Origin of the sequence: Streptomyces sp. NBC_01689, assembly GCF_036250675.1 — a bacterium.
In the GTDB taxonomy this organism is placed as follows: domain Bacteria; phylum Actinomycetota; class Actinomycetes; order Streptomycetales; family Streptomycetaceae; genus Streptomyces.
In genome coordinates, this window is record NZ_CP109592.1 from 9,751,743 (window position 1) to 9,778,087 (window position 26,345).

Annotated in this window: 3 protein-coding genes; all 3 read left to right on the forward strand. The window is 74.7% G+C overall.

Features of this window, described 5'->3' with window-relative positions; translation table 11 throughout:
• The first annotated feature begins 41 nt into the window (after positions 1 to 41).
• The 3 genes from OG776_RS41620 to OG776_RS41630 all read left to right on the forward strand — a co-directional run bounded on the left by OG776_RS41620 (position 42) and on the right by OG776_RS41630 (position 26,267).
• A complete protein-coding gene (locus tag OG776_RS41620; RefSeq protein WP_148009563.1) occupies positions 42 to 1,109 on the forward strand; it encodes a glucose-1-phosphate thymidylyltransferase in 1,068 nt (355 codons plus the stop codon).
• On the forward strand, positions 1,106 to 1,852 hold the full coding sequence (locus tag OG776_RS41625) for a futalosine hydrolase (protein WP_329323606.1): 747 nt from the start codon (positions 1,106 to 1,108) through the stop codon (positions 1,850 to 1,852). The genes OG776_RS41620 and OG776_RS41625 overlap by 4 nt, the downstream gene beginning before the upstream one ends.
• Before the next feature lie 220 nt (positions 1,853 to 2,072).
• The gene (locus OG776_RS41630; protein ID WP_329326298.1) at positions 2,073 to 26,267 is read left to right on the forward strand and encodes a type I polyketide synthase; all 24,195 of its coding nucleotides are present in this window, start codon (positions 2,073 to 2,075) and stop codon (positions 26,265 to 26,267) included.
• Positions 26,268 to 26,345 lie beyond the last annotated feature (78 nt).

Here is a 26,345-nt window from a genome sequence, read left to right on the forward strand (position 1 = left end):
CGACCACCGGCCGATCAGCCACTCGTCACCTGGATGGAACTGTGAAGGCTCTCGTGCTCGCGGGGGGATCCGGTACGCGACTGCGGCCGATCACCCACACGTCCAGCAAGCAACTGGTGCCGGTCGCCAACAAACCGATCCTCTTCTACGGCCTCGAAGCCATCGCCGAAGCAGGCATCACCGAAGTCGGCATCATCGTCGGGAACACCGCCGAGGAGATCGAGGCCGCCGTCGGCGACGGCTCCGCCTTCGGCCTGGACATCACCTACATACCGCAGGGCGACCCCCTCGGACTCGCCCACGCCGTCCTCATCGCCCGCCCCTTCCTCGGCGACGACGACTTCGTCATGTACCTCGGCGACAACTTCGTCCTCGACGGCATCACCGACGTCGTCGACGAGTTCCGCAAGGACCGCTGCGACGCGCAGATCCTCCTCACCCGCGTCCCCGACCCCACCGCCTTCGGCGTCGCCGTCATCGACGACAGCGGCAACGTCATCGACCTGGAGGAGAAGCCCAAGCACCCCAGGAGCGACCTCGCCGTCGCCGGCGTCTACCTCTTCACCCCCCACATCCACGACGCCGTCCGCGCCATCTCCCCCTCCCCGCGCGGCGAACTGGAGATCACCGACGCCCTGCGCTGGCTGGTCGAGCAGCGGTTCGCCGTGCGCTCCACCGTGATCACCGGGTACTGGAAGGACACCGGCAACGTCAACGACATGCTGGAGGTCAACCGCACCCTCCTGGAACGCCTGGAGACCCGCATCGACGGTCACGTCGACGAGGCCAGCGAGATCATCGGACGCGTCCGCATCGAGGCCGGCACCGTGGTGCGCAACTCACGCATCGTCGGCCCCGCCGTCATCGGCGCCGGCAGCGTCATCACCGACTCCTACATCGGCCCCTCCACCTCCGTCGCCGAGAACTGCCGCATCACCGCCAGCGAGATCGAGTTCTCCATCGTGCTGCGCGACTCCTCCTTCGACCGCATCCGCCGCGTCGAGGCCTCCCTCATCGGCCGCAACGTCCAAGTCACCCTCGCCCCACGCCTGCCCGCCGCCCACCGGTTCGTGATCGGCGACCACGGCCGCGTGCAGATCCCGTCATGACCCCCGTACGGCTGCTCGTGGTGACCGCCGTCACCGCGGAACGCGAAGCCGCCGCCCGGGGCCTGGAACCCGCCGCACCCCCCGCCGAACACGCCCTGCCCGGCCACGTCCTGCGACGCACCGGCGACGGCACCGCCCCCGGCCCGCTCCGCGCCGACCTGCTCGCCGGGGGCGTCGGGCCGGCCGCCGCCGCGGCCGCCACCGGCGCCGCCCTCACCGCGGCGGCCCTGCGCGACGAGCCCTACCACCTCGTCGTCGCGGCCGGCATCGGCGGAGGCTTCGCCCCCCACGCACCGGTCGGCGCCGCCGTCGTCGCCGACCGCATCGTCGCCGCCGACCTCGGCGCCGACTCCCCGGACGGCTTCCTCCCCGTCGACACCCTCGGTTTCGGCAGGACCACCCACACCTGCCCGCCCCGTCTCGCCGCCGCCGCGGCCCGCGCCCTCGGCGCCGCCCACGCCCCCGTCCTGACCGTCTCCACCGCCACCGGCACCGCCGCCCGCGCCCGCGCCCTCGCACACGCCCACCCCGACGCGGGCGCCGAGGCCATGGAGGGATTCGGCGTCGCCGAAGCGGCCGCCGCGCACGGCATCCCCGTACTGGAGATCCGCACCGTCTCCAACGCCGTCGGCCCCCGCGACCGTGCGGCCTGGCGCATCGGCGAGGCCCTCGCCGCCCTCCAGGAGGCCTTCGCCGCCCTGCGCACCGTCCTGGAGAAGGGCCCCCCACCCCCGTACACCTGAGCGGACACGGCCGGCGCGAAGCGGCGGGGCCGGGCGACCACGTCGCCCGGCCCCGCCGCTTCGCCGTGTCCACCGCCACGTCCCCGGCCTGCGGTGATGATTTCCAAGGGTTTCCCCAGACAACCCGGCCGGGGCCACGGAAACCGTCCACCCCCGGGACATGCTGTCCAAGCCGCACCAGGCGCGACCCTTTCTCACCACAACAGCATGGGGGCAGTCCATGACAACTGAAGCGCGGCTTCGGGACTACCTCAAACGACTCACCGTCGATCTTCATGAGACCCGGCTCAAGCTCCGCCAGTTGGAGACCAAGGACGACGAACCCGTCGCCATCGTCGGCATGAGCTGCCGTCTGCCCGGCGGTGTCCGGTCGCCCGAGGACTTCTGGGACCTGCTCGTGTCCGGGACGGACGCGGTGACCGACTGGCCCGCCGACCGCGGCTGGGACCTCGACACCGACGCCACCGGCGGCGCCCGCCGCCAGGGCGGCTTCGTCTTCGACGCCGACCGCTTCGACCCCGCCTTCTTCGGCATCTCGCCCCGCGAAGCCCTCGCCATGGACCCCCAGCAGCGCGTGCTCCTGGAAGCGACCTGGGAGGCCTTCGAACGCGCGGGCATCGACCCCGCCGGGCTGCGCGGCAGCCGCTGCGGAGTCTTCGTCGGATGCAGCGACCAGGGCTACAGCAGCGGACTGCGGGAAGTCCCCGACGACGTCCGCGGCCACCTGCTGACCGGCACCTCCATGTCCGTCGTCTCCGGCCGCGTCGCCTACACCCTCGGCCTCGAAGGCCCCGCGATCACCGTCGACACCGCCTGCTCCTCCTCCCTGGTCGCCCTCCACCTGGCCGCCCAGTCCCTGCGCTCCGGCGAGTGCTCCCTCGCCGCCGTCGGCGGCGTCACCGTCATGTCGAGCCCCGGCGCCTTCATCGAGTTCGGCCAGCAGGGAGGCCTCGCCTCCGACGGCCGCTGCAAGGCGTTCTCCGAGGACGCGGACGGCACCGGCTGGGCCGAGGGCGTCGGCGTCGTCGTCGTCGAGCGGCTGTCGGACGCCCGCCGCAACGGCCACCGGATCCTCGCCGTCGTCCGCGGCTCCGCCGTCAACCAGGACGGCGCCTCCAACGGACTGACCGCCCCCAACGGCCCCTCCCAGCAGCGCGTCATCCTCGCCGCCCTCGCCAACGCGGGCATACCCGCCACCGAGATCGACGCCGTCGAGGCCCACGGCACCGGCACCGCGCTCGGCGACCCCATCGAGGCCCAGGCGCTGCTCGCCACCTACGGCCAGGGCCGCGACGCCGACCACCCCCTGTGGCTCGGCTCGGTGAAGTCCAACATCGGCCACACCCAGGCCGCCGCGGGCGTCGTCGGCGTCATCAAGACGGTCCTGTCGATCCGCCACGGCGTCCTCCCGCCCACCCTCCACGTCGACAACCCCTCCTCCCACGTCGACTGGAACGCCGGCAACGTCAGGCTCCTGGCCGAATCCGTCGACTGGCCGCACGCCGACCGGCCCCGCCGCGGCGCCGTCTCCGCCTTCGGCGTCTCCGGCACCAACGCCCACGCCGTCATCGAGCAGGCCCCCGCCGGCGAACCGGCCACCGAGCCTCCCGCCCGCGCCGCCCTGCCCCTGCTGCCCTGGGTCCTCTCGGCCCGCGACCCGCACACCCTGCGCGAACAGGCCGCCCGCCTGAGCGCCCACCTCACCGAGCACCCCGACACCGACCCCTACGACCTCGCCTGGTCCCTCGCCGCCACCCGCGCCGCACTCCCCGAACGCGCCGCGCTCCTGGGCACCGGCCTCACCGACCTGCTCACCGGCCTCGCCGCCCTCGCCGAGGACCGCAGCACCGACCGCGTCCTCACCGGTTCGACGAAGGGCGAGGGCAAACTCGCCTTCCTCTTCTCCGGCCAGGGCGCGCAACGGCTGGGTATGGGCCGGGAGTTGTACGACGCGTATCCGGTGTTCGCGGAGGCCTTCGATGCGGTGTGCGCGCACCTCGACGAGGGGCTGCGGGGGGTGGTGTTCGGTGAGGACGCCGATCTCCTGAATCAGACCGCCTGGACGCAGCCCGCGCTGTTCGCGGTCGAGGTGGCGTTGTTCCGGTTGGTGGAGTCGTGGGGGATGAGCCCGGACTTCCTGGTCGGCCATTCGGTGGGTGAGCTGGCGGCCGCGCACGTGGCGGGGGTGTTCTCCCTGGAGGATGCGTGCCGTCTGGTGTCGGCGCGCGGCCGGCTGATGCAGGAACTCCCGGCCGGTGGTGCGATGTTCGCGCTGGAGGCGGCGGAGGACGAGGTCCTCCCGCTGCTGACGGAGGGGGTGTCGGTCGCGGCCGTGAACGGCCCGCGGTCGGTGGTGATCTCGGGTGTCGAGGCGGTCGCGGAGGCCGTCGCGCAGCAGATCGCCGCGCTGGGCCGCCGCACCTCGCGGCTGCGGGTCTCGCACGCTTTCCACTCGCCGTTGATGGAGCCGATGCTGGTGGAGTTCCGTGCGGTCGCCGAGAGCGTGACCTACGAAGAGCCGCGTCTGGCGGTCGTGTCGAACCTGACCGGACAGGTCGCCGGAACAGGGGAGTTGGAGTCACCCGAGTACTGGGTGCGGCACGTCCGCGAGGCGGTGCGGTTCGCCGACGGGATCTCCTGGCTGGCCGCGAACGGGGTGACCCGGTTCGTGGAGCTCGGCCCGGACGGCACCCTCACCGCCCTCGCCCAGTCCATCCTGCCCGACAGCCAGGACACGCTCTTCGTCCCCACCCTCCGCAAGGAACGCGACGAGGCCGAGACCCTGACGTCCGCCGTCAGCCTCCTCCACGTACACGGCCGCACCCCCGAGTGGACCTCCCTCCTGCCCGGCGCCGGACACGTCGACCTGCCCACCTACGCCTTCCGCCGCGACCGCTACTGGCTCGAACGCTCCTACCGGCCCGACGGCGCCGCCGCGCCCACCGCCGAAGGCGACCACCGCCACCAGGTGACCTGGCGCCCCGTCACCGGCCTGCCCACCGAAGCACGCCTGACCGGCCGCTGGCTGCTCGTCACCCCGGCCACCCCCGGCGACGACGGCCGGCACGACCCCCTCACCGAGGCCCTGGCCGCACGCGCCGCCGACCTCGTCACCGTGCCCTGCCCCGCCGACGCCGACCGCGCGACGCTCGCCGGCCTGCTGACCTCGGCAGCCGACGGCACCCCGGTCGACGGCGTCGTGTCGGCCCTGGCCCTCACCCCGGCCGAGCGCACCGGAACACCGGACGCCGTCCTGGCCACCACCCTCCTCGTCCAGGCACTCGGCGACACCGACATCACCGCCCCCCTGTGGACCCTCACCCGGGAAGCGGTCACCACCGGCCGCGGCGACACGCCCCCGCGCCTCGACCAGGCCGCCGTCTGGGGACTGGGCCGTGTGGCCGCGCTCGAACACCCCGACCGCTGGGGCGGTCTCATCGACCTCCCGCAGGAACTCGACCGCCGCGCGGCCTCCCGACTGGCCGCCCTGCTCTCCGGCGGCGGCGCCGACGAGGACCAGGTCGCCGTCCGCGCCGCGGGCGTCCTCGCCCGCCGCCTGGTCCCGGCCCCGGCCCTGGACGAACCCGCCACCTGGACCCCCGCCGGTACGGTCCTGGTCACCGGCGGCACCGGCGCGCTCGGCGCCCGGGTGGCCCGCTGGGCCGCCGAACACGGCGCCACCCGTCTCGTCCTCACGAGCAGGCGCGGAGCCCAGGCACCCGGTGCCGCCGAACTGGAGGCCGAACTCTCCGCCCTGGGCGCCGAAGTCTCCCTCCTCGCCTGCGACATGACGGACCGTGACGCCGTACGGCAGCTGCTGGACGACCACCCCGTGGACGCCGTCGTGCACACCGCCGGAGTCCTCGACGACGGGGTCCTCGACCGGCTTACTTCCGAGCAGTTCGACACGGTCGTACGCTCCAAGGTCGCCGCCGCCCTCCACCTGGACGAACTGACCCGCGAGCGCGACCTCTCGGCGTTCGTCCTCTTCTCCTCCTTCGCCGGCACCGTCGGCTCCGCGGGCCAGGCCAACTACGCCGCGGCCAACGCCATGCTGGACGCGCTCGCCGAACGCCGCCGCGCGCAGGGCCTCTCCGCCACGTCCATCGCCTGGGGCCCCTGGGCCGGCGGCGGCATGGCCGCCGACGCCTCCGCCGAGGACCGGCAGCGCCGCGGAGGCGTCAACCTCCTGGACCCGGCCACCGGACTCGACGCCCTCGCCGTCTGCGCCGCCGCACCGGCCCCGGTCACCTTCGTCGCCGACCTCGACTGGACCCTGTTCGGCCCCGCCTTCACCGCCGTCCGCACCAGCCCGCTCCTCGCCGAACTGTATGCCGCCCCCAAGCACACGGCCGGACCGTCCGCCCCCGCCACCGCCCTGCGCGAACGCCTCACCGGCCTGACCGCACCGGCCCGGCGCGCCGAACTCCTCGACACGGTCCGCACCCGCGCGGCCGCCGTACTCGGCCACTCCGGCCCGGAAGCGGTCCCGGCGGACCGTGCCTTCCGCGAACTGGGCGTGGACTCGCTCATCGCGGTGGAACTGCGCAACGTCCTGGGCGCGGAGTGCGGGGTACGGCTGCCCGCCACGGTGGTCTTCGACTACCCGACCCCCTCGGCCCTGGCGGACTTCCTCCACGGCGAACTGGGCGGCGCCGTCGCGGAGACACCGGGCGCCCCCACCGCGACCGGGGCCGACCTGTCCGCCGACCCCGTCGTGATCGTCGCGATGGCCTGCCGCTTCCCCGGCGGAGTCGACTCCCCCGAAACACTGTGGAACCTGCTGTCCGAGGAACGCGACGGCATCGTCGACTTCCCCCGCGACCGCGGCTGGGACCTCGACGCCCTCCACACACCCGACGGCCCCTACACCAGCCACACCCACCGCGGCGGCTTCCTGTCGGGTGTGGGTTCGTTCGACGCGGGTTTCTTCGGGATCTCGCCGCGTGAGGCCCTGGCGATGGATCCGCAGCAGCGTCTGCTGCTGGAGACGTCGTGGGAGGCCGTCGAGCGGGCCGGCATCGACCCCCGTACCCTGCGCGGTTCGCGGACCGGCGTGTTCGCCGGGACGAACGGCCAGGACTACCCGGCCCTGCTCGCCTCCTCGGGCGGCGACTTCGGCGGCTATGTGGGCACCGGCAACGCCGCGAGCGTCTTCTCCGGCCGGGTCTCCTACGTCCTGGGCCTCGAAGGCCCTGCGGTCACCGTCGACACCGCCTGCTCCTCCTCACTCGTCGCCCTGCACCTGGCCGCGCAGGCCCTGCGCTCGGGGGAGTGCGACCTCGCGCTGGCCGGCGGCGTCACCGTCATGTCCACCCCCGGTGCCTTCATCGAGTTCAGCCGCCAAGGCGGCCTCGCGGGCGACGGCCTGTGCAAGGCGTTCGCGGAGGGTGCGGACGGTACGGGCTGGGGTGAGGGCGTCGGCGTCCTGCTCGTGGAACGGCTCTCGGACGCCCGCGCGAACGGCCACCCGGTGTTGGCGGTGGTGCGTGGTTCGGCGGTGAACCAGGACGGCGCTTCGAACGGCCTGACCGCACCGAACGGTCCGTCCCAACAGCGTGTCATCCGTGCGGCGTTGGCGAGTGCGGGCCTTACGCCGTCGGAGGTGGACGCGGTGGAGGCGCACGGCACCGGTACCTCGCTCGGTGACCCGATCGAGGCGCAGGCGCTGCTGGCCACGTACGGCAGGGACCGTGACGTTGAGCGGCCGTTGTGGCTGGGGTCGGTGAAGTCGAACATCGGTCACACGCAGGCGGCTGCGGGTGTGGCGGGTGTGATCAAGATGGTGGAGGCGATACGTCACGGCGTGCTGCCGGCCACCCTCCACGTCGACGAACCGTCCTCACACGTCGACTGGGACACCGGTGACGTACGACTCCTGGCCGGGGCGGTGGACTGGCCGGACACCGACCGCCCGCGCCGGGCGGGTGTGTCCTCGTTCGGACTGAGCGGCACCAACGCGCACGTCGTCCTCGAACAGGTCCGGGAGCCCGCCGAGGACACGGACGCCGTGACCTCTCCGGCCGTGCCCGTCCTGCCGTGGGTGGTCTCCGGACAAGGTGCCGACGCGCTGCGGGACCAGGCCGAAAGGCTTCTGGCCCATCTCGGTGCACAGCCCGGCCTCGACCCCGTGGATGTGGGTTTGTCGCTGGTGCGGACCCGGTCGGTGTTCGAGAACCGTGCGGTGGTCCGGGGCGGCGACCGTGAGGAACTCCTCGCGGGTCTTGCCGCCCTCGCCCGCGGCGAGAACCTGCCCTCCGTGGCCCAGGGCCTGGCGACCGAGGGCAAGCTCGCCTTCCTCTTCTCCGGCCAGGGCGCCCAACGCCTCGGTATGGGCCGTGAGTTGTACGACGCGTATCCGGTGTTCGCGGAGGCCTTCGACGCGGTGTGCGCGCACCTCGACGAGGGGCTGCGGGAGGTGGTGTCCGGTGAGGACGCCGATCTGCTGAACGAGACGGGGTGGACGCAGCCCGCGCTGTTCGCGGTCGAGGTGGCGCTGTTCCGGCTGGTGGAGTCGTGGGGTGTGCGTCCCGACTTCCTGGTCGGCCACTCGGTGGGTGAACTGGCCGCCGCGCACGTGGCGGGGGTGTTCTCCCTGGAGGACGCCTGCCGTCTGGTGTCGGCGCGCGGTCGGCTGATGCAGGAACTCCCGGCCGGTGGTGCGATGTTCGCGCTGGAGGCGGCGGAGGACGAAGTCCTCCCGCTGCTGGCGGGCTGGGAGGCGGAGGTGTCGGTCGCGGCCGTGAACGGCCCGCGGTCGGTGGTCGTCTCGGGTGTCGAGGCGGTCGCGGAGGCCGTCGCCCAGCAGGTCGCCGCGCTGGGCCGCCGCACCTCGCGGCTGCGGGTCTCGCACGCTTTCCACTCGCCGTTGATGGAACCGATGCTGGTGGAGTTCCGTGCGGTCGCCGAGAGCGTGACCTACGAACTGCCGCGTCTGGCGGTCGTGTCGAACCTGACCGGGCAGGTCGCGGATGCGGGGGAGTTGGGCTCGCCCGAGTACTGGGTGCGGCATGTCCGTGAGGCGGTGCGGTTCGCCGACGGGATCTCCTGGCTGGCCGTGAACGGGGTGACCCGGTTCGTGGAGCTCGGCCCGGACGGCACGCTCACCGCCCTCGCTCAGTCCGCTGTCCCGGGGGATGAAGGCAAGCTGTTCGTGTCGGTGTTGCGCAAGGACCGGCCCGAGGCGGATGCCGTCGTGGCGGCGGTCTCGCGGGCGTTCACGCACGGAGTGGCTGTCGACTGGCCCGCTCTGCTGGCCGGTTCCGGCGCACGAGCGGTCCAGTTGCCCACCTACGCCTTCCAGCACGAGTGGTACTGGCCCGAGCCCGCCGCTGACGCCACACCCGTGGCGGCCGACCCGCTGGACGCGAGCTTCTGGGCGGCCGTGGAGCGCGGCGACGCCCACCACCTCGCCGAGGTCCTCGGCGTCGAGGAGAACGAACTCGACTCGGTCGTACCGGCGTTGTCCGCCTGGCGGCAGGGTGCGGCCGAGCGGTCGCGGGTGGACGGCTGGCGCTACCGGATCGACTGGCAGCCCTTCACCGCACCGTCGCCCGCCGCCCCGGACACCGGACGCAGGCTCCTGCTCCAGCCCGCCGGCGAGGACGAGGACACGCTCGCGGGGATCGAGGAGATCCTCCCCGGCGTGGAGCGCGTGACGTACGACCCGCGGGCGGACCGTGCCGCGCTGGCCGGCGTCCTGTCCGGCCTGTCCGGCACGGCGGAGAGCGAACCGGTCGCGGGCGTCCTGGCGTCCCCGTCCGACCCGGCTTCCCTGCTGATCCTCGTCCAGGCGCTGGGCGACGCGGGAGTGACCGCGCCGCTGTGGCTGCTGACCCACGGCGCCGTCACCGTCGGCGCCCCGTCCGAAGGCGTCGTCGATCCGGCGGCCGCCGCCCTGTGGGGCTTCGGCCGGGTCGCCACCCTGGAACACCCCGACCGGTGGGGCGGCCTCGTCGACCTGCCGGCCCGCCCCGACCGTCGCGCCCTGGCCGCGCTGGCCTCCGTCGTCACCGACCGGGGCGAGGACCAGGTCGCCGTCCGCGGTGCGACCGCCTACGCACGGCGCCTCACCCGCGCCGCCGCGCCGTCCGACACCAGCGGGCGATGGAACGCGCCCCGCCGGGTGCTGCTCACCGGCGGCACCGGAGCGCTCGGCACGCGGGTGGCGCACTGGCTCGTCGGACGGGGCACGGAGGAGCTCATCCTCACCGGCCGTCGTGGGATCGACGCTCCCGGTGCGGCCGATCTGGTGCGTGACCTGGAGGGGCTGGGTGCGCGGGTCGTGGTGGAGGCGTGCGACACGTCCGACGCGGTCGCGGTCGGGGACCTGCTGTCCCGGCATCCGGTCGACGGTGTGTTCCACGCGGCGGGTGTCCTGGACGACGATCTGATCGAGCGGCTGACTCCGGAGCGGGTGGCCGCGGTGCTGGCCGCCAAGGCGGTGGGCGCCGATCATCTCGACGCGCTGACACGGGACATGGACCTGAAGGCGTTCGTGGTGTTCTCCTCGATCGCCGGTGTGTGGGGCAGCGGCGGCCAGTCGGCGTATGCCGCGGCCAACGCCCACCTCGACGCCCTCGTGGAGCGGCGCCGGTCCCGGGGTCTCGCGGGTACGGCGGTGGCCTGGGGGCCGTGGGGCGAGAGCGGCATGGCCGCCGACGCCGACGCCCAGGACCTGCTGCGCCGCCGCGGACTGCGCCCGCTGGAGCCCGACGCGGGCCTGCGCGCCCTCTCCCGTGCCCTCGAACTCGGCGACACCGCCGTGGTCGTGGCCGACGTGGACTGGGACCGCTTCGCCCCCGCCTTCACGACCGGCCGCCCCAGCCCCCTGCTGTCCGCACTGCCGGAGGTCTCCGACGCACTGCGCGGCACCGGCCCCGCCGCGGACACCACGAGCGTCGGCGCCGCCCTCCGCGAACGGCTCGCCCCGCTGTCCGCCGAGGACCGCGACACCGCCCTCCTGGACCTGGTCCGCGACCGCGCCGCCGCCGTGCTCGCCCACACCGACACCGCGGCCGTCGCCCCCGGACGGAGCTTCCGCGAACTGGGCTTCGACTCCCTGACCGCGGTCGAACTGCGCAACGAACTCACCGGCGCCACCGGGGTGCCGCTGCCCTCCACCCTCGTCTTCGACCACCCGACCCCGCTGGCCGTCGCCGCCCGGCTGCGCGACGAACTCTTCGGCACCGACCCCGGCGACGACAGTCCCACCGGGCCCACGACGGCCACCGACACCGACCCCGTCGTCATCGTCGGCATGGGCTGCCGCCTGCCGGGCGGTGTGGCCGGCCCCGAGGAGCTGTGGCGGATCGTCTCCGGCGGCCTCGACACCGTCTCCGGGTTCCCCGAGGACCGCGGCTGGGACCTGGAGACCCTGCTCGCCGCCAGCGACACCCGCTCGGGCGGCTTCCTGCGGGAGGCCGCCGGCTTCGACGCCCCGTTCTTCGGCATCAGCCCCCGCGAGGCCCTCGCGATCGACCCCCAGCAGCGCCTGATCCTGGAGACGTCCTGGGAGGCCCTGGAGCGCGGCGGCATCGACCCGACCGCCCTCAAGGGCAGCCGGACCGGCGTCTTCGTCGGCGCCGGAAGCTCCGGCTACGGATCGGGCCTGACCGAGGTCCCCGAAGGCCTCGGCGGACATCTGCTGACCGGCGGCGCCGGAAGCGTCGTCTCCGGCCGCGTCGCCTACACGCTCGGCCTCGAAGGCCCCGCGGTCACCGTCGACACCGCCTGCTCCTCGTCCCTGGTCGCCCTGCACCTCGCCGTGCAGTCCCTGCGCACCGGCGAGTGCGACCTCGCGCTGGCCGGCGGTGTCACCGTCATGGCGAACCCCGGCGCCTTCGTAGAGTTCAGCCTCCAAGGCGGCCTCGCACCCGACGGCCGCTGCAAGGCGTTCGCCGACGGCGCCGACGGGACGGGCTGGTCCGAAGGGGTCGGCGTGCTCGTCGTCGAGCGCCTGTCCGACGCCCGGCGCAACGGCCACACCGTCCTCGCCGTCGTCCGCGGCACCGCCGTCAACCAGGACGGCGCCTCCAACGGCCTGACCGCCCCCAACGGCCCCTCCCAGCAGCGCGTCATCCGCGCCGCCCTCGCCGCCGCGGGCCTGGCCCCCGCGGACGTCGACGCCGTCGAGGCGCACGGCACCGGCACCGTCCTCGGTGACCCCATCGAGGCGCAGGCCCTGCTCGCCACGTACGGCAAGGACCGGCCCGCCGACCAGCCGCTGTGGCTCGGCTCGGTGAAGTCCAACATCGGCCACACCCAGGCCGCCGCCGGAGCCGCCGGCATCATCAAGATGGTCCTCGCCCTCGACCGGGGCGTCCTCCCGCAGACCCTGCACGCCGACGCGCCCTCCTCACGCGTCGACTGGAGCACCGGCGACGTCCGCCTGCTCACCGAAGCGCGGGACTGGCCCGACACCGGACGCCCGCGCCGGGCCGGCGTCTCCGCCTTCGGCGTGTCCGGCACCAACGCCCACGTCGTGATCGAACAGGCCCCCGGGCAGGCCGCCAGCCCCGCCGTCCCGGCCCGCCGGCCCGCCGGCGACGCGGTGACCCCGTGGATCGTGTCCGCCCGCGGCGCCGCCGCCCTGCGCGAGCAGGCCGCCCGCCTGCTCGCCCACGCCGAGGAGCACCCCGGACTCGACACCGCCGACATCGCCCACGCGCTGGTCACGACCCGGCCCGGCTTCGAACACCGGGCCGTGGTCCGCGGCAGCGGACGCGATGAACTCCTGCGCGGCCTCGCCGCCGTCGCCGCCGGCGAACCCTCCCCGGACGCCGTCACCGGCGACACCCTGACCGAGGGGACCACCGCGTTCCTCTTCGCCGGCCAGGGCACCCAGCGGCCCGGCACGGGCCGCGGACTCTACGACGCCTTCCCTGTCTACGCGGACGCCTTCGACGCCGTGTGCGGCCACTTCGAAGGCCGGCTGGAGCAGCCGCTGCGCGAGGCCGTCCTCGGTGACGACGGCACCCTCCTCGACCGCACCGAGTACGCGCAGCCCGCCCTGTTCGCCGTCGAGGTCGCGCTGTACCGGCTGGTCGAGTCCTGGGGCGTACGGCCCCACCACCTCCTGGGCCACTCCATCGGTGAACTGGCCGCCGCCCACGTCGCCGGCGTCCTCACGCTGCCCGACGCGTGCCGGCTCGTCGCCGCCCGGGGCCGGCTCATGCAGGCCCTCCCGGAAGGCGGCGCCATGATCGCGCTGCAGGCCACCGAGGAAGAGGTCCTGCCCCTGCTGGCCGGCCGGGAGGACGAGATCGGCCTCGCCGCCCTCAACGGACCCCGGTCCGTGGTCGTCGCCGGCGACGAACCCGCCGTGCTCGCGGTGGCCGCGCACTTCGCGGGCGAGGGACGCAAGACCACCCGGCTGCGCGTCAGCCACGCCTTCCACTCGCCGCGCATGGAACCGATGCTGGCCGACTTCCGGGCCGTCGCCGAGAGCATCACCTACAGCGAGCCGCGCATCCCGGTCGTCTCCGACCTCACCGGCAGGCCGGCCGAGGCCGGGGAACTGACCACGCCCGAGTACTGGGTGCGCCACGTCCGGCACGCGGTCCGCTTCGCCGACGGGATGGCCTGGCTGGAACGCAGCGGTGTCGAGCACTGCCTCGAACTCGGCCCCGACGCCACCCTCAGCACCCTCGCCCAGGGCTGCTTCGAGACTCACGGTCACCTCACCGTGCCCGCGCTGCGCGCCGACCGCCCCGAACCGGCCACCCTCCTCGCCGCCGTGGGCGCCCTGTTCACCCGCGGTGTCCCGGTCGACTGGCAGTCCTGCCTGGACGCGGTCGCCCCCGGCGGCCGGCCCGTACCCCTGCCCACCTACGCCTTCCAGCACCGCACCTTCTGGCTCGACGTACCCACCGCCTCCGGCGACCCGGCCGCGGCCGGACTCCTCGACGCGCGCCACCCGATGCTGACCGCCGTCGTCCCGCCCGCCGAGGGCGCGACCGTCGTCCTGACCGGACGCCTGTCGGCCCACGCGCAGCCCTGGCTCGCCGCCCACCGCGTCAACGGCTCCGTCGTGGTGCCGAGCACCGCCTTCCTCGAACTCGCCCTGCGCGCCGGTGCCCACACCGGCTGCGGGCACGTACGCGAACTCGTCCTGGAATCCCCGCTCGTCCTGCCCGGACAGGGCCGCGTCCACCTCCAGATCCGGGTCGACGGACCCGACGCGCTGGGCTCCCGCGCCTTCGCCGTGTACGGCCGGCCCGAAAACACCCACGACACCCACGACACCGGCAACGTCAACGGCGCGGACGGCCCCTGGACCCGGCACGCCGGCGGTCTCCTGAGCGACCGGGAGCCCGAACGCACCGCCACGGACACGGAGTTCGACTTCACCGCCTGGCCGCCCCAGGACGCCGAACCCCTCGACACCGACGGCGTCTACGAACGGCTCGCCACCGCCGGACTCGACTACGGACCCGTCTTCCAGGGCCTGCGGGCCGCCTGGAGCCACGACGGGGACGTGTACGCCGAGGTCGCCCTCCCCGAAGGCACCGCGCAGGAGGCCGGACGCTTCGACCTGCACCCGGCCCTCCTGGACGCCGCCCTGCACCCGCTCGCCCTGGGCGTCTTCGACGGATTCGGGGACGGCCGCGTCCTGTTCTCCCTGGCCGGCGCCTCGCTCCAGGCCACCGGCGCCACCACGCTGCGCGTACGCCTCTCCCGCAGCGGCCCCGACACCCTGGCCCTGGAGGCCGCCGACGCGATCGGCGAAAGCGTCCTCGCCGTCTCCTCCCTGCTGATGCGGCCCCTCGACCCGCAGCGCACGAGCACCCCCGCCGCCCCCGACGCCACCGGCCGGCCCGCCTCCGTACCCGCCCGGGCCGCCGCCCGCCGCACCGCGGCCCGCGCCCAGCAGCCCGGAAGCCTGCTGGAACGGCTGGCGAACCGGCCCCCGGCCGAACGCGCCCGCGTCCTGCTCGCCACCGTCCGCACCCAGGTCGCCGCCATCCTCGGCTACGAGGGCCCCACCGACATCGAGCCGGCCCACTCCTTCTCCTCCCTCGGATTCACCTCCCTGACCTCCGTCGAACTGCGCGACGCGCTCAGCACCGCGCTCGGCGTGGCCCTCCCGGCCACCCTCGTCTTCGACCACCCCACCCCGCACGCGCTCGCCCACCACCTCGACGCCGACCTGTTCGGCACCGCCGGCCACGACGGCGACCACACCCGCCGCCCGGCCGCCACCGACGACGACCCGATCGTCATCGTCGGCATGGCCTGCCGTTACCCCGGCGGCGTCCGCAGCCCCGAGGACCTGTGGGACCTCGTCGTGGCCGGCGCCGACGGCATCTCGCCGCTGCCCGGCGACCGCAACTGGAGCCCGGAGACCCTCTACCACCCCGACCCCGACCATCCGGGCACCGTCTACACCCGCGAGGGCGGGTTCCTCCACGACGCCAGCCGGTTCGACCCCGCGTTCTTCGGCATCAGCCCCCGCGAGGCCCTCGCCATGGACCCCCAGCAGCGCCTGCTGCTGGAGACGTCCTGGGAGGCACTGGAACGCGCCGGCATCGACCCGACCACCGCACGCGGCAGCCGCACCGGCGTCTTCGCCGGCGTCACCTACCAGGACTACGTCACGATCCTGGCCGCCGCCGACGACAACGTCGAGGGCTACGTCGGCACCGGCAACTCGCCCAGCGTGCTCTCCGGCCGCATCGCCTACACCCTCGGCCTGGAAGGCCCCGCGGTCTCCGTCGACACCGCCTGCTCCTCCAGCCTCGTCGCCCTCCACCTCGCCTCCCAGGCACTGCGCCAGGGCGAATGCACCCTCGCGCTGGCCGGCGGCGTCACCGTGATGTCCACCCCCGGCTCCCTCATCGAGTTCAGCCGCCAGCGGGCGCTCGCCCCGGACGGCCGCTGCAAGCCGTTCTCCGCGGACGCCGACGGCGCCAGCTGGGCCGAAGGCGTCGGCATGGTCGTCCTCGAACGGCTCTCCGACGCCCGCCGCAACCACCACCCCGTCCTGTCCGTGCTGCGCGGCAGCGCCCTCAACCAGGACGGCGCCTCCAACGGACTGACCGCCCCCAGCGGCCCCTCCCAGCAGCGGGTCATCCGCCAGGCCCTGGCCGGCGCCGGCCTGACCCCCACCGAGGTCGACGCGGTCGAGGCGCACGGCACCGGCACCACCCTCGGCGACCCCATCGAGGCCCAGGCCCTCATCGCGGTCTACGGCCAGGACCGGCCCGAGGACCGGCCCCTGTGGCTGGGCTCCCTGAAGTCCAACATCGGCCACAGCCAGGCCGCCGCCGGCGTCGGCGGCATCATCAAGATGGTCATGGCCATCCGCGAGGGCGTCCTGCCCCGCACCCTGTACGCCGACAACCCCACCCCGCACGTCGACTGGACCGCGGGCGACGTCCGCCTGCTCACCGAGGCGCGGGACTGGCCCGAGACCGGACGCCCGCGCCGCGCCGGTGTCTCCTCGTTCGGCATGAGCGGCACCAACGCCCACGTCATCGTCGAACAGGCCCCCGCCGCCGAGCCGGCCACCGCCCCGCCCGCCACCCCGGACCCCGCGGTCCTCACCGGCGCCCTGCCCGTCGTACCGACCCTGCTGTCCGGCCGCACCGAAGCCGCCCTGCGCAGCCAGGCCGCACGCCTGCGCACCCACCTGCTCGCCCGTCCCGACACCCCGCTCACCGACCTCGCCTACTCCCAGGCCACCACCCGCCCGGCCTTCGAGCACCGGGCAGCCGTCCTCGCCACCGGACGCGACACCCTCGACGAGGCGCTCGCCGCCCTCGCCGCGGGCGCCCCCGTCGCCGGACCCGGCGTCGTCTCCGGCACCGCGCCCACCGCCGCCGACCCCGTCCTGGTCTTCCCCGGACAGGGCGCGCAGTGGACCGGCATGGCACGCGAACTCCTCACCGGATCACCCCTGTTCGCCGCGGTCGTCGCCGACTGCGAACGCGCCCTCGCCCCCTACGCCGACTGGTCGCTGACCGCGGTCCTGCGCGGCGACGAGGACGCGGCCGACATCGGCCGGGTCGACGTCGTCCAGCCCGCCCTGTGGGCCGTCATGGTCGGCCTCGCCGCCCTGTGGCGCTCCCTCGGCATCACCCCCGCCGCCGTCGTCGGCCACTCGCAGGGCGAGATCGCCGCCGCCTGCGTCGCCGGCGCCCTGTCCCTCGACGACGGCGCCCGGATCGTCGCCCTGCGCAGCCGGGCCATCGTCGCCATCGCCGGCACCGGCGGCATGATGTCCGTACCGCTGGGCGCCGACGAGACCCGCGCCCGGATGAGCCCGTGGGCCGACCGCCTCGCCGTCGCCGCCGTCAACGGACCGGCCTCGGTGGTGGTCTCCGGCGAAGCCGCCGCGCTCGACGAACTGTTCACCGCCCTCACCGAGGACGGCGTACGCGCCCGCAAGGTCGCCGTCGACTACGGCTCCCACTCCCCGCAGGTCGAAGCCATTCGCGAAACCGTCCTCGACGCCCTCGCCGGCATCGAGCCGCGGGACGCCGAGATCCCCTTCCGCTCCTCCCTCACCGGCCAGTGGCAGGACACCACCACCCTCGACCCCACGTACTGGTACACCAACCTGCGCGAGACCGTCCGCTTCGAGGAGGCCGTCCGCGGCCTGATCGCCGAAGGGCACCGCACCTTCATCGAGGTCAGCCCGCACCCCGTGCTCGCCGTCGGGCTGCGCGAGACCCTGGAGGACGCCGGCGTCGAAGGCGCCGCGCTCGGCTCCCTGCGCCGCGACAAGGGCGGCCTCGGCCAGTTCCTCACCGCGGCCGCCGAAGCCCACGTGAGCGGCGTCGCCCTCGACTGGACGGCCGTGTTCGCCGCCACCGGCGCCCACCGCGTCGACGTACCGACCTACCCCTTCCAGCAGCAGCGGTACTGGCCGCACATACCGGAACAGGACACCTCCGAGCCCCTCGGCGGCGCCGCCACGGACACCGTCGAGTCCCGGTTCTGGGAGACCGTCGACCAAGGCGACCCGGACGCCCTCGCCGACGCCCTCGACCTGCCCGCCGACGCCCCGCTCAGCGCCTTCCTGCCGGCCCTGTCCAGCTGGCGCCGCACCAGCCGCGAACGCTCCACCACGGACTCCTGGCGCTACGGCGTCGGATGGTCCCCGCTCACCGGCGACGCCGCCGGCGCCCTGTCCGGCACCTGGCTCCTCGTCGCCCCCGCCGACCCGGACGGCACCCACGCCGCCCTCGTCGCCGACGCCCACCGCGCCCTGACCGGCGGCGGCGCCCGCGACACCCGCGTGGTCACCGTCCCCGACGACGCCACCGACCGCACCGCCCTCGCCGCCCTCCTGACGGCCGCCCTCACCACCGAGGACACCACCCCCGCCGTGGCGGGCGTCCTGTCCCTGCTCGCCCTCGACGAACGCCCCCACCCCGGCCACCCGGCGCTCCCGCACGGCCTCGCCGGCACCGTCGCCCTCCTCCAGGCCCTCGGTGACACCGGCACCGACGCACCGCTGTGGTGCGCCACCCGCGGCGCCGTCGCCGTCGGCGCCTCCGAGACCGTCACCAGCCCCGCCCAGGCGCTCGTCTGGGGCCTCGGCAGGGTCGCCGCCCTGGAACACTCCGAGCGCTGGGGCGGCCTCGTCGACCTGCCCGCCGCACTCGACGGCCGGGCCGGCACCCGCCTGTGCGCCGTCCTCGCCGCCCCCGGCGACGAGGACCAGATCGCGATCCGGCCCTCCGGCTCCTTCGGACGCCGCCTGGTCCACGCCGCGGCCCCCCTCGCCGACACCGCGACCTGGCACCCGCGCGGCACCGTCCTGGTCACCGGCGGCACCGGCGCCCTCGGCGGGCACCTCGCCCGCTGGCTCGTCGGACGCGGCGCCACCCGCCTGATCCTGGCCGGCCGGCGCGGCGCCGACGCCCCCGGCGCGAGCGGACTGCGCGACGAACTCACCGCCCTCGGCGCCGACATCACCCTCGCCGCCTGCGACGTCGCCGACCGGGACGCCCTGGAGGACCTGCTCCGCTCGATCCCCGCCGACCACCCGCTGGACGCCGTCTTCCACGCCGCCGGCACCCTCGACGACACCGTCGTCGACTCCCTGACCCCCGACCGCATGGACCCCGTCCTGCGCGGCAAGGCCACCGCCGCCCTGCACCTCCACGAACTCACCCGGGACCTGGACCTGTCGGCCTTCGTCCTGTTCTCCTCCTCCTCCGGCGTCCTCGGCGGCGCGGGCCTGGGCAACTACGCCCCCGGCAACGCCTACCTCGACGCCCTCGCCCAGCACCGCCGCTCCCAGGGACTGCCCGCCACCGCCGTCGCCTGGGGCCTGTGGGCCGACGGCGGCATGGTCGGCGACGCCGCGGGCGACCGCATGCGCCGCTACGGCGTCCACCCCATGGACACCAAGTCCGCCTGCGACGCGCTCGGCCGGGCCCTGGACGCCGACGACACCGCCGTCGTCGTCACCGACCTGCGCTGGGACACCTACGCGCTCGCCTTCACCGGACCGCGCCCCAGCCACCTCCTCGACGAACTGCCCGCCGCCCGCCGCGCCCTGGACGCCGCCCGCACCCAGCAGGCCGGGAACCCCGCCGCGGACACCTCCTCCCTCCAGGCCCACCTGGCCCAACTGCCCGCCTACGACCGGGCCGGCGCCGTCCTCGACGTCGTCCGCTCCTACGTCGCGGGCGTCCTCGGCTACCCCTCCGCCGAGGCCGTCGAACCCGGCCGCCCCTTCACCGACCTCGGCATCGACTCCCTCAGCGCCGTCGAACTGCGCAACGGCATGAACCGCATCACCGGCCTGCGCCTGCCGGCCACCCTCGTCTTCGACCACCCCACCTGCGACGCCCTCGCAGGCCACCTCCTGAGCGAGCTGGCCGGCGCCGAACAGCCCGGCACCACGGCCCCCGCGCCCGTCACGGCGCCGCGCGACGACGAACCGATCGCGATCGTCGCCATGGGCTGCCGCTTCCCGGGCGACGTCAGCACCCCCGAACAGCTGTGGGCCATGCTCCTCGACGGCCAGGAGGGACTCGTCCCCTTCCCCGAGGACCGCGGCTGGGACCTCGACGCGCTCTACGACCCCGAGCCCGGGAAACCCGGCAGCGTCTACACCCGCACCGGCGGCTTCCTCCACGACGCCAGCGGCTTCGACCCCGCGTTCTTCAACATCTCACCGCGCGAGGCCGTCGCCATGGACCCCCAGCAGCGCCTGCTGCTGGAGATGACGTGGGAGACCTTCGAACGGGCCGGCATCGACCCCAGGACCCTCAAGGGCAGCCGCACCGGCGTCTTCGCCGGCACCAACGGCCAGGACTACACCGGCATGCTGGCCGCCTCCCGCGAGGACTTCGAGGGCTACATGCTGACCGGCAACGCCGCCAGCGTCGTCTCCGGCCGGCTCTCCTACACCTTCGGCCTGGAAGGCCCCGCGGTCACCGTCGACACCGCCTGCTCGGCCTCCCTGGTCGCCCTGCACCTGGCCGTGCGCTCCCTGCGCTCCGGCGAGTGCGACCTCGCGCTCGCCGGAGGCGTCACCGTGATGGCCTCACCCGGACTGTTCGTCGACTTCAGCCGGCAGCGCGGCCTGTCCCAGGACGGCCGCTGCAAGGCGTTCGCGGACGCCGCCGACGGCACCGGGTTCTCCGAGGGCGGCGGCATGCTCCTGGTCGAGCGCCTGTCCGACGCCCGCCGCAACAACCACCCCGTCCTCGCCGTCGTCCGCGGCTCCGCCGTCAACCAGGACGGCGCCTCCAACGGCCTGAGCGCCCCGAACGGCCCCGCCCAGCAGCGCGTCATCCGCGCCGCGCTCGCCGACGCCGGAGTCCCGGCCACCGAGGTCGACGCGGTCGAGGCGCACGGCACCGGCACCACCCTCGGCGACCCGATCGAGGCGCAGGCCGTCCTCGCCACCTACGGCCAGGACCGGCCCGCCGACCGGCCGCTGTGGCTCGGCTCGGTCAAGTCCAACATCGGCCACACCCAGGCCGGCGCCGGCGTCGCCGGGATCATCAAGATGGTCCTGGCACTGAACAACGGCGTCCTGCCCGCCACCCTCCACGTCGACCGGCCCTCCACCCACGTCGACTGGACGGAAGGCGACGTCCGGCTGCTGACCGAGCCCGTCACCTGGCCCGAGACGAGCCGCCCGCGCCGCGCGGGCGTCTCCTCCTTCGGCATCAGCGGCACCAACGCCCACGTCATCCTCGAAGCCGCCACCGACGAGGCACCCGACCCCGCCCCGACCACCCCGGCCCCCGCCCCCGACACCACCGCACCGGCCCCCGCCACCGAATCCGCCGACGGCGCGGTCCCGTGGATCGTGACCGCGCGCAGCCGCACCGCCCTGCGCGCCCAGGCGGACCGGCTCCTCACCCACCTCACCGACCACCCCGGCACGAACCCCGCCGACGTGGGCCTGTCCCTGGCCGCGCACCGCTCGGTCTTCGAACACCGCGCGGTCGTCCTCGGCGAGGACCACGACACCCTCCTCCAGGGCCTGCGCGCCCTGGCCGACGACGAACCGAACCCCTCCACCGTGACCGGCTCCGCCCGCGGCGAGGGCAAGCTCGCCTTCCTCTTCTCCGGCCAGGGCGCCCAACGCCTCGGTATGGGCCGTGAGTTGTACGACGCGTATCCCGTGTTCGCGGAGGCCTTCGAAGCGGTGGCCGCCCACCTCGACGAGGGGCTGCGGGGGGTGGTGTCCGGTGAGGACGCCGACCTGCTGAACGAGACGGGGTGGACGCAGCCCGCGCTGTTCGCGGTCGAGGTGGCGCTCTTCCGGCTGGTGGAGTCGTGGGGGATGAGCCCCGACTTCCTCGTCGGCCACTCGGTGGGCGAGCTGGCCGCCGCGCACGTGGCCGGGGTCTTCTCCCTGGAGGACGCCTGCCGTCTGGTGTCGGCGCGCGGCCGCCTCATGCAGGAACTCCCCGCCGGTGGTGCGATGTTCGCACTGGAAGCGGCGGAGGGCGAAGTGCTCCCGCTGCTGGACGGCCGGGAGACGGAGGTGTCCGTCGCGGCCGTCAACGGCCCCCGCTCGGTGGTCGTCTCCGGTGTCGAAGCGGTCGCGGAGGCCGTCGCCCAGCAGATCGCCGCGCTGGGCCGCCGCACCTCCCGGCTCCGCGTCTCGCACGCCTTCCACTCGCCGCTGATGGAACCGATGCTGGCCGAGTTCCGTACGGTCGCCGAGAGCGTGACGTACACGCCGCCCCGCATGGCGGTCGTCTCGAACGTCACCGGACAGGCCGCGGGCGTCGGGGAGTTGGAGTCGCCCGAGTACTGGGTGCGGCACGTGCGGGAGGCCGTACGGTTCGCCGACGGGATCGCCTGGCTCGAAGGACGCGGCGTACGCCGGTTCGTCGAACTCGGCCCCGACGGCACCCTCACCGCGCTCGCCCAGTCCAGCGTCTCCGGCGACGAGGACCTGCTGTTCGTCCCCGTCCTGCGCAAGGACCGCGAAGAGCGCGAAGCGCTGCTGGCCGGCCTGGCCCAGGCCTTCACCAGGGGCGTCGACGTCGAGTGGGCCCGCGTCTTCGACGCCACCGGCGCACGGCCCACGCCCCTGCCGACGTACGCCTTCCAGCGGCAGCGGTTCTGGCCCGGACCGCCCGTCCTGCTGGGCGACGTCGGCTCCGCGGGCCTGGACTCCGCCGCGCACCCGCTGCTCGGCGCGGCGGTCGAACTCGCCGGCGGCGACGCCCGCCTCTTCACCGGACGCCTGTCGCTGCGCGGCCAGACCTGGCTCGCGGACCACGCGCTCACCAGCACCGCCCTGTTCCCGGCGACCGGCTTCCTCGACCTGGCCCTGCACGCCGCCGAACACGTCGGCTGCGACCGGGTGGAGGAACTGACGATCCTCACCCCGCTCACCCTCCCGGACAGCGGCGCCCTGCACGTACAACTGCACGTGGAGGCCGCCGACACGAACGGCGCCCGCACCCTGACCGTGCACTCCCGCACCGAGGACGCCGACCCCGAGACGCCGTGGACACTGCACGCCTCCGGCCTGCTCACCGCCGACGGCGGCGTGACGGAACCCGACGCCGCCTACGACTTCACCGCCTGGCCGCCCCAGGACGCCGACGAGGTACCGCTCGACGGCTTCTACGAGCGGTTCGCCGAACGGGGCCACCTGTACGGTCCGCTCTTCCAGGGACTGAAGTCGGTGTGGACCCGCGGCGAGGAGGTCTTCGCCGAGGTCGCGCTGCCCGAGGGCGCCGACCCGTCCGCCGACGCGTTCGACCTGCACCCCGCCCTGCTCGACGCCGCCCTGCACGCCGTGATGTTCGTGCCCATGAAGGACGCGGGCCGGCTGCCGTTCTCCTGGAACGACGTCCGCCTGGAGGCCGCGGGCGCCGACGCCCTGCGGGTCCGCATGGTGCAGACGGGCCCGGAGTCCATCGGCCTGGCCCTCGCCGACACCACCGGACGCCCCGTCGCCACCGTCGGCTCGCTCACCCTGCGCGAACTCGCCGGAGACCTCGCGGGCGCCACCATCGGCGCACCGCGCCAGGAAGGCCTGTACGAGCTGGACTGGACGCCGGTACCCGCCGGCACCCGGACGCCCGGCACGGACTGGACCCTGGTCGGCGGCGGCGAAGCCCGGCCGCTGGCCGCGGAACTGGAACGGGCCGGCTCCCGGGTACGGGCCTTCCCCGACCTGACCGCGCTCGCCGCCTCGGACCTGGAGATCCCCGAGACCGTCCTGCTGATCCTGCCCGACCCCGACCCCGACCCCGACAGCGAGACCGGCAGCGAGACCGGCACCGGGGGACTGGCCGCCGCCGCACGCGCCACCGCGCAGACGACGCTGCGGCTCGTGCAGCAGTGGCTCGACGAACCCCGCTTCGCCCACGCCCGGCTCGCGGTCGTCACCCGCGACGCCATGCGCGTCACCACCCGGCCCGCCGACCCGGCCCGCGCCACCGCCTGGGGCCTGGTCCGCTCGGCCCGCTCCGAGAACCCCGGCCGGTTCGTCCTCGCCGACCTCGACACCGCCCCCGCCTCGGCGGCCGCGCTGCCCGCCGCCCTCGCCTCCGGCCACCTCGAACTGGCCGTCAGGGAAGGGACGGTGACCACACCGAAGATCATTCCCCTCGCCGCGCAGCGCGCGCTCGCCGAGCCCGCGGACACCGCCGCCTGGCGGCTCGCCGTCGAGGAACGGGGAACCCTGGAGAGCCTGCGGCTCACCCCGTGCCCCGAGGTCACCGAACCCCTCGCACCGCGCGAGGTCCGCATCTCGATGCGCGCCGCCGGCGTCAACTTCCGCGACGTCCTCACCGCGCTGGGCATGTACCCCGGCGACGCCACGGCGATCGGCCTGGAAGGCGCCGGCGTGATCACCGAGACCGGCGCCGACGTCACCTCGCTCGCCGTCGGCGACCGGGTGATGGGCATGTTCGCCGGAGCCTTCGGCCCCGTCGCCGTCGCCGACGAGCGGATGGTCGCCCGCATCCCGCGCGGCTGGACCTTCGCCCAGGCCGCCACCGCGCCCATCGTCTACCTGACCGCCTACTACGGCCTCGTCGACCTCGGCGGGCTCCGCCCCGGCCAGTCGGTCCTCGTGCACGCCGCCGCCGGGGGAGTGGGCACGGCCGCCGTACGGCTCGCCCGCCACCTGGGCGCCGAGGTGTTCGGCACCGCGAGCCCCGGCAAGTGGGACGCGCTGCGCGCCGCGGGCCTCGACGACGCCCACCTCGCCTCCTCCCGCGACCTCGGCTTCGAGAAACTGTTCCTGGAGACCACCGAGGGCCGCGGCGTGGACGTCGTACTGGACTCCCTGGCACGGGAGTTCGTCGACGCCTCGCTGCGGCTGCTGCCGCGCGGCGGACACTTCCTGGAGATGGGCAAGACCGACGTCCGGGACCCGCGGCAGGTCGCCGAGGACCAGCCGGGCGTCGTCTACCGCGCCTTCGACCTCGTCGAGGCCGGACCCGACCGCATCGGGGAGATGCTGCGCGAGCTGGTGGCCCTCTTCGAGGAAGGGGTGCTGCCGCCGCTGCCCATGACCACGTTCGACGTACGCCGGGCCCCCGACGCGTTCCGCTTCCTCAGCCAGGCACGCCACATCGGCAAGGTCGTCCTGACCCTGCCCACCGCCCCCGACCCCGACGGCACGGTCCTGCTCACCGGCGGCACCGGCGGACTGGGCCGCATCACGGCCCGCCACCTGGTCGCCCACCACGGCCTGCGCCATCTCGTGCTGGCCGGCCGGCAGGGACCCGACGCGCCCGGCGCGGCCGAACTGCGCGAGGAACTGACCGCCCTGGGAGCCGACGTCGCCATCGTCGCCTGCGACACCGGAGACCGCGCCGCACTGGCCGGCCTCCTCGCCTCGCTGCCCCCGGCCCACCCGCTGACCGCGGTGATCCACACCGCGGGCGTCCTGGCGGACGGCGTCATCTCCTCGATGACACCGGAGCGCATCGACCGCTCGATGCGGCCCAAGGCCGACGCCGTCACCAACCTGCACGAACTCACCCGTGACCTGGACCTGGCGCGGTTCGTGGTCTTCTCGTCCGTCGCCGGCACGTTCGGCGGCGCCGGACAGGCCAACTACTCGGCCGCCAACGCCTTCCTCGACGCCCTCGCCCACCACCGGCGCGACCTGGGCCTGCCCGCCACCTCCCTCGCCTGGGGCACCTGGCTGCCCGACGCGGGCATGACCGGTGAACTCGGCCAGGCCGACCGCGAACGCCACGCCAGGACCGGCATGGTCCCGCTCGACGCGGAACTGGGCATGCGCCTGCTCGACGCCGGCCCCGCCACCGACCGCGCGGTGCTGCTGCCCATGGACCTCGACCACGCCTCCCTGCGCGAACACGCCGACGTACTGCCCCCGTTGCTGCGCGCCATGGTCAAGGCGCCCGCCCGGCGCCGGGCCGAGACGTCCGCCGCCGCGGCCGGCGGCACCCGGACCCTCGCGGAGCGGCTGGCCCCGCTGTCCGCCGCCGACCGCGAGCAACTGCTCCTCGACGCGGTCGCCGAGCAGGCCGCGGCCGTCCTCGGCCACTCCTCGGCCGCCGAGATCGAACCCGAACAGTCCTTCAAGGAACTCGGCTTCGACTCACTGACCGCGGTCGAACTGCGCAACCGCCTCAACGCCGTCACCGGCCTGCGGCTGTCGGCGACCCTCGTCTTCGACTACCCGACCCCCGCCGTCCAGGTCCGCCATCTGCTGACCCAGCTCGACCTGCCCGACCCGCCCGGCGGCGCGCAGGCCCTGCTGGGCGAACTCGACCGCCTGGACGCCGCGTTGAACGGCACCGACCTGGACGACACCGAGGTCCGCTCCCGGGTCACCGACCGGCTGCGGGACCTGCTGGCCCGCTGGTCGGGCGCACCGGTGACGGTCAACGGCACCGGGGAGCCGGACGCCGGGGACGGCGAACTGGAATCGGTCGAGACCGCCGACGATCTGTTCGACCTCATCGACAGGGAGCTGGGAACGACGTGACCACGGCAGCGGACGCCCGCACCGCGGCGGCACCCACCGCCGCGGACCATCCCCCGACCGGAGCCGACCGCTTGGCTC

Excerpts from the sequence above, each read along its gene's own strand:
- OG776_RS41630 (WP_329326298.1), top strand. The coding sequence starts at position 2,073 with ATGACAACTGAAGCGCGGCTTCGGGACTACCTCAAACGACTCACCGTC.
- OG776_RS41625 (WP_329323606.1), top strand. The coding sequence starts at position 1,106 with ATGACCCCCGTACGGCTGCTCGTGGTGACCGCCGTCACCGCGGAACGC.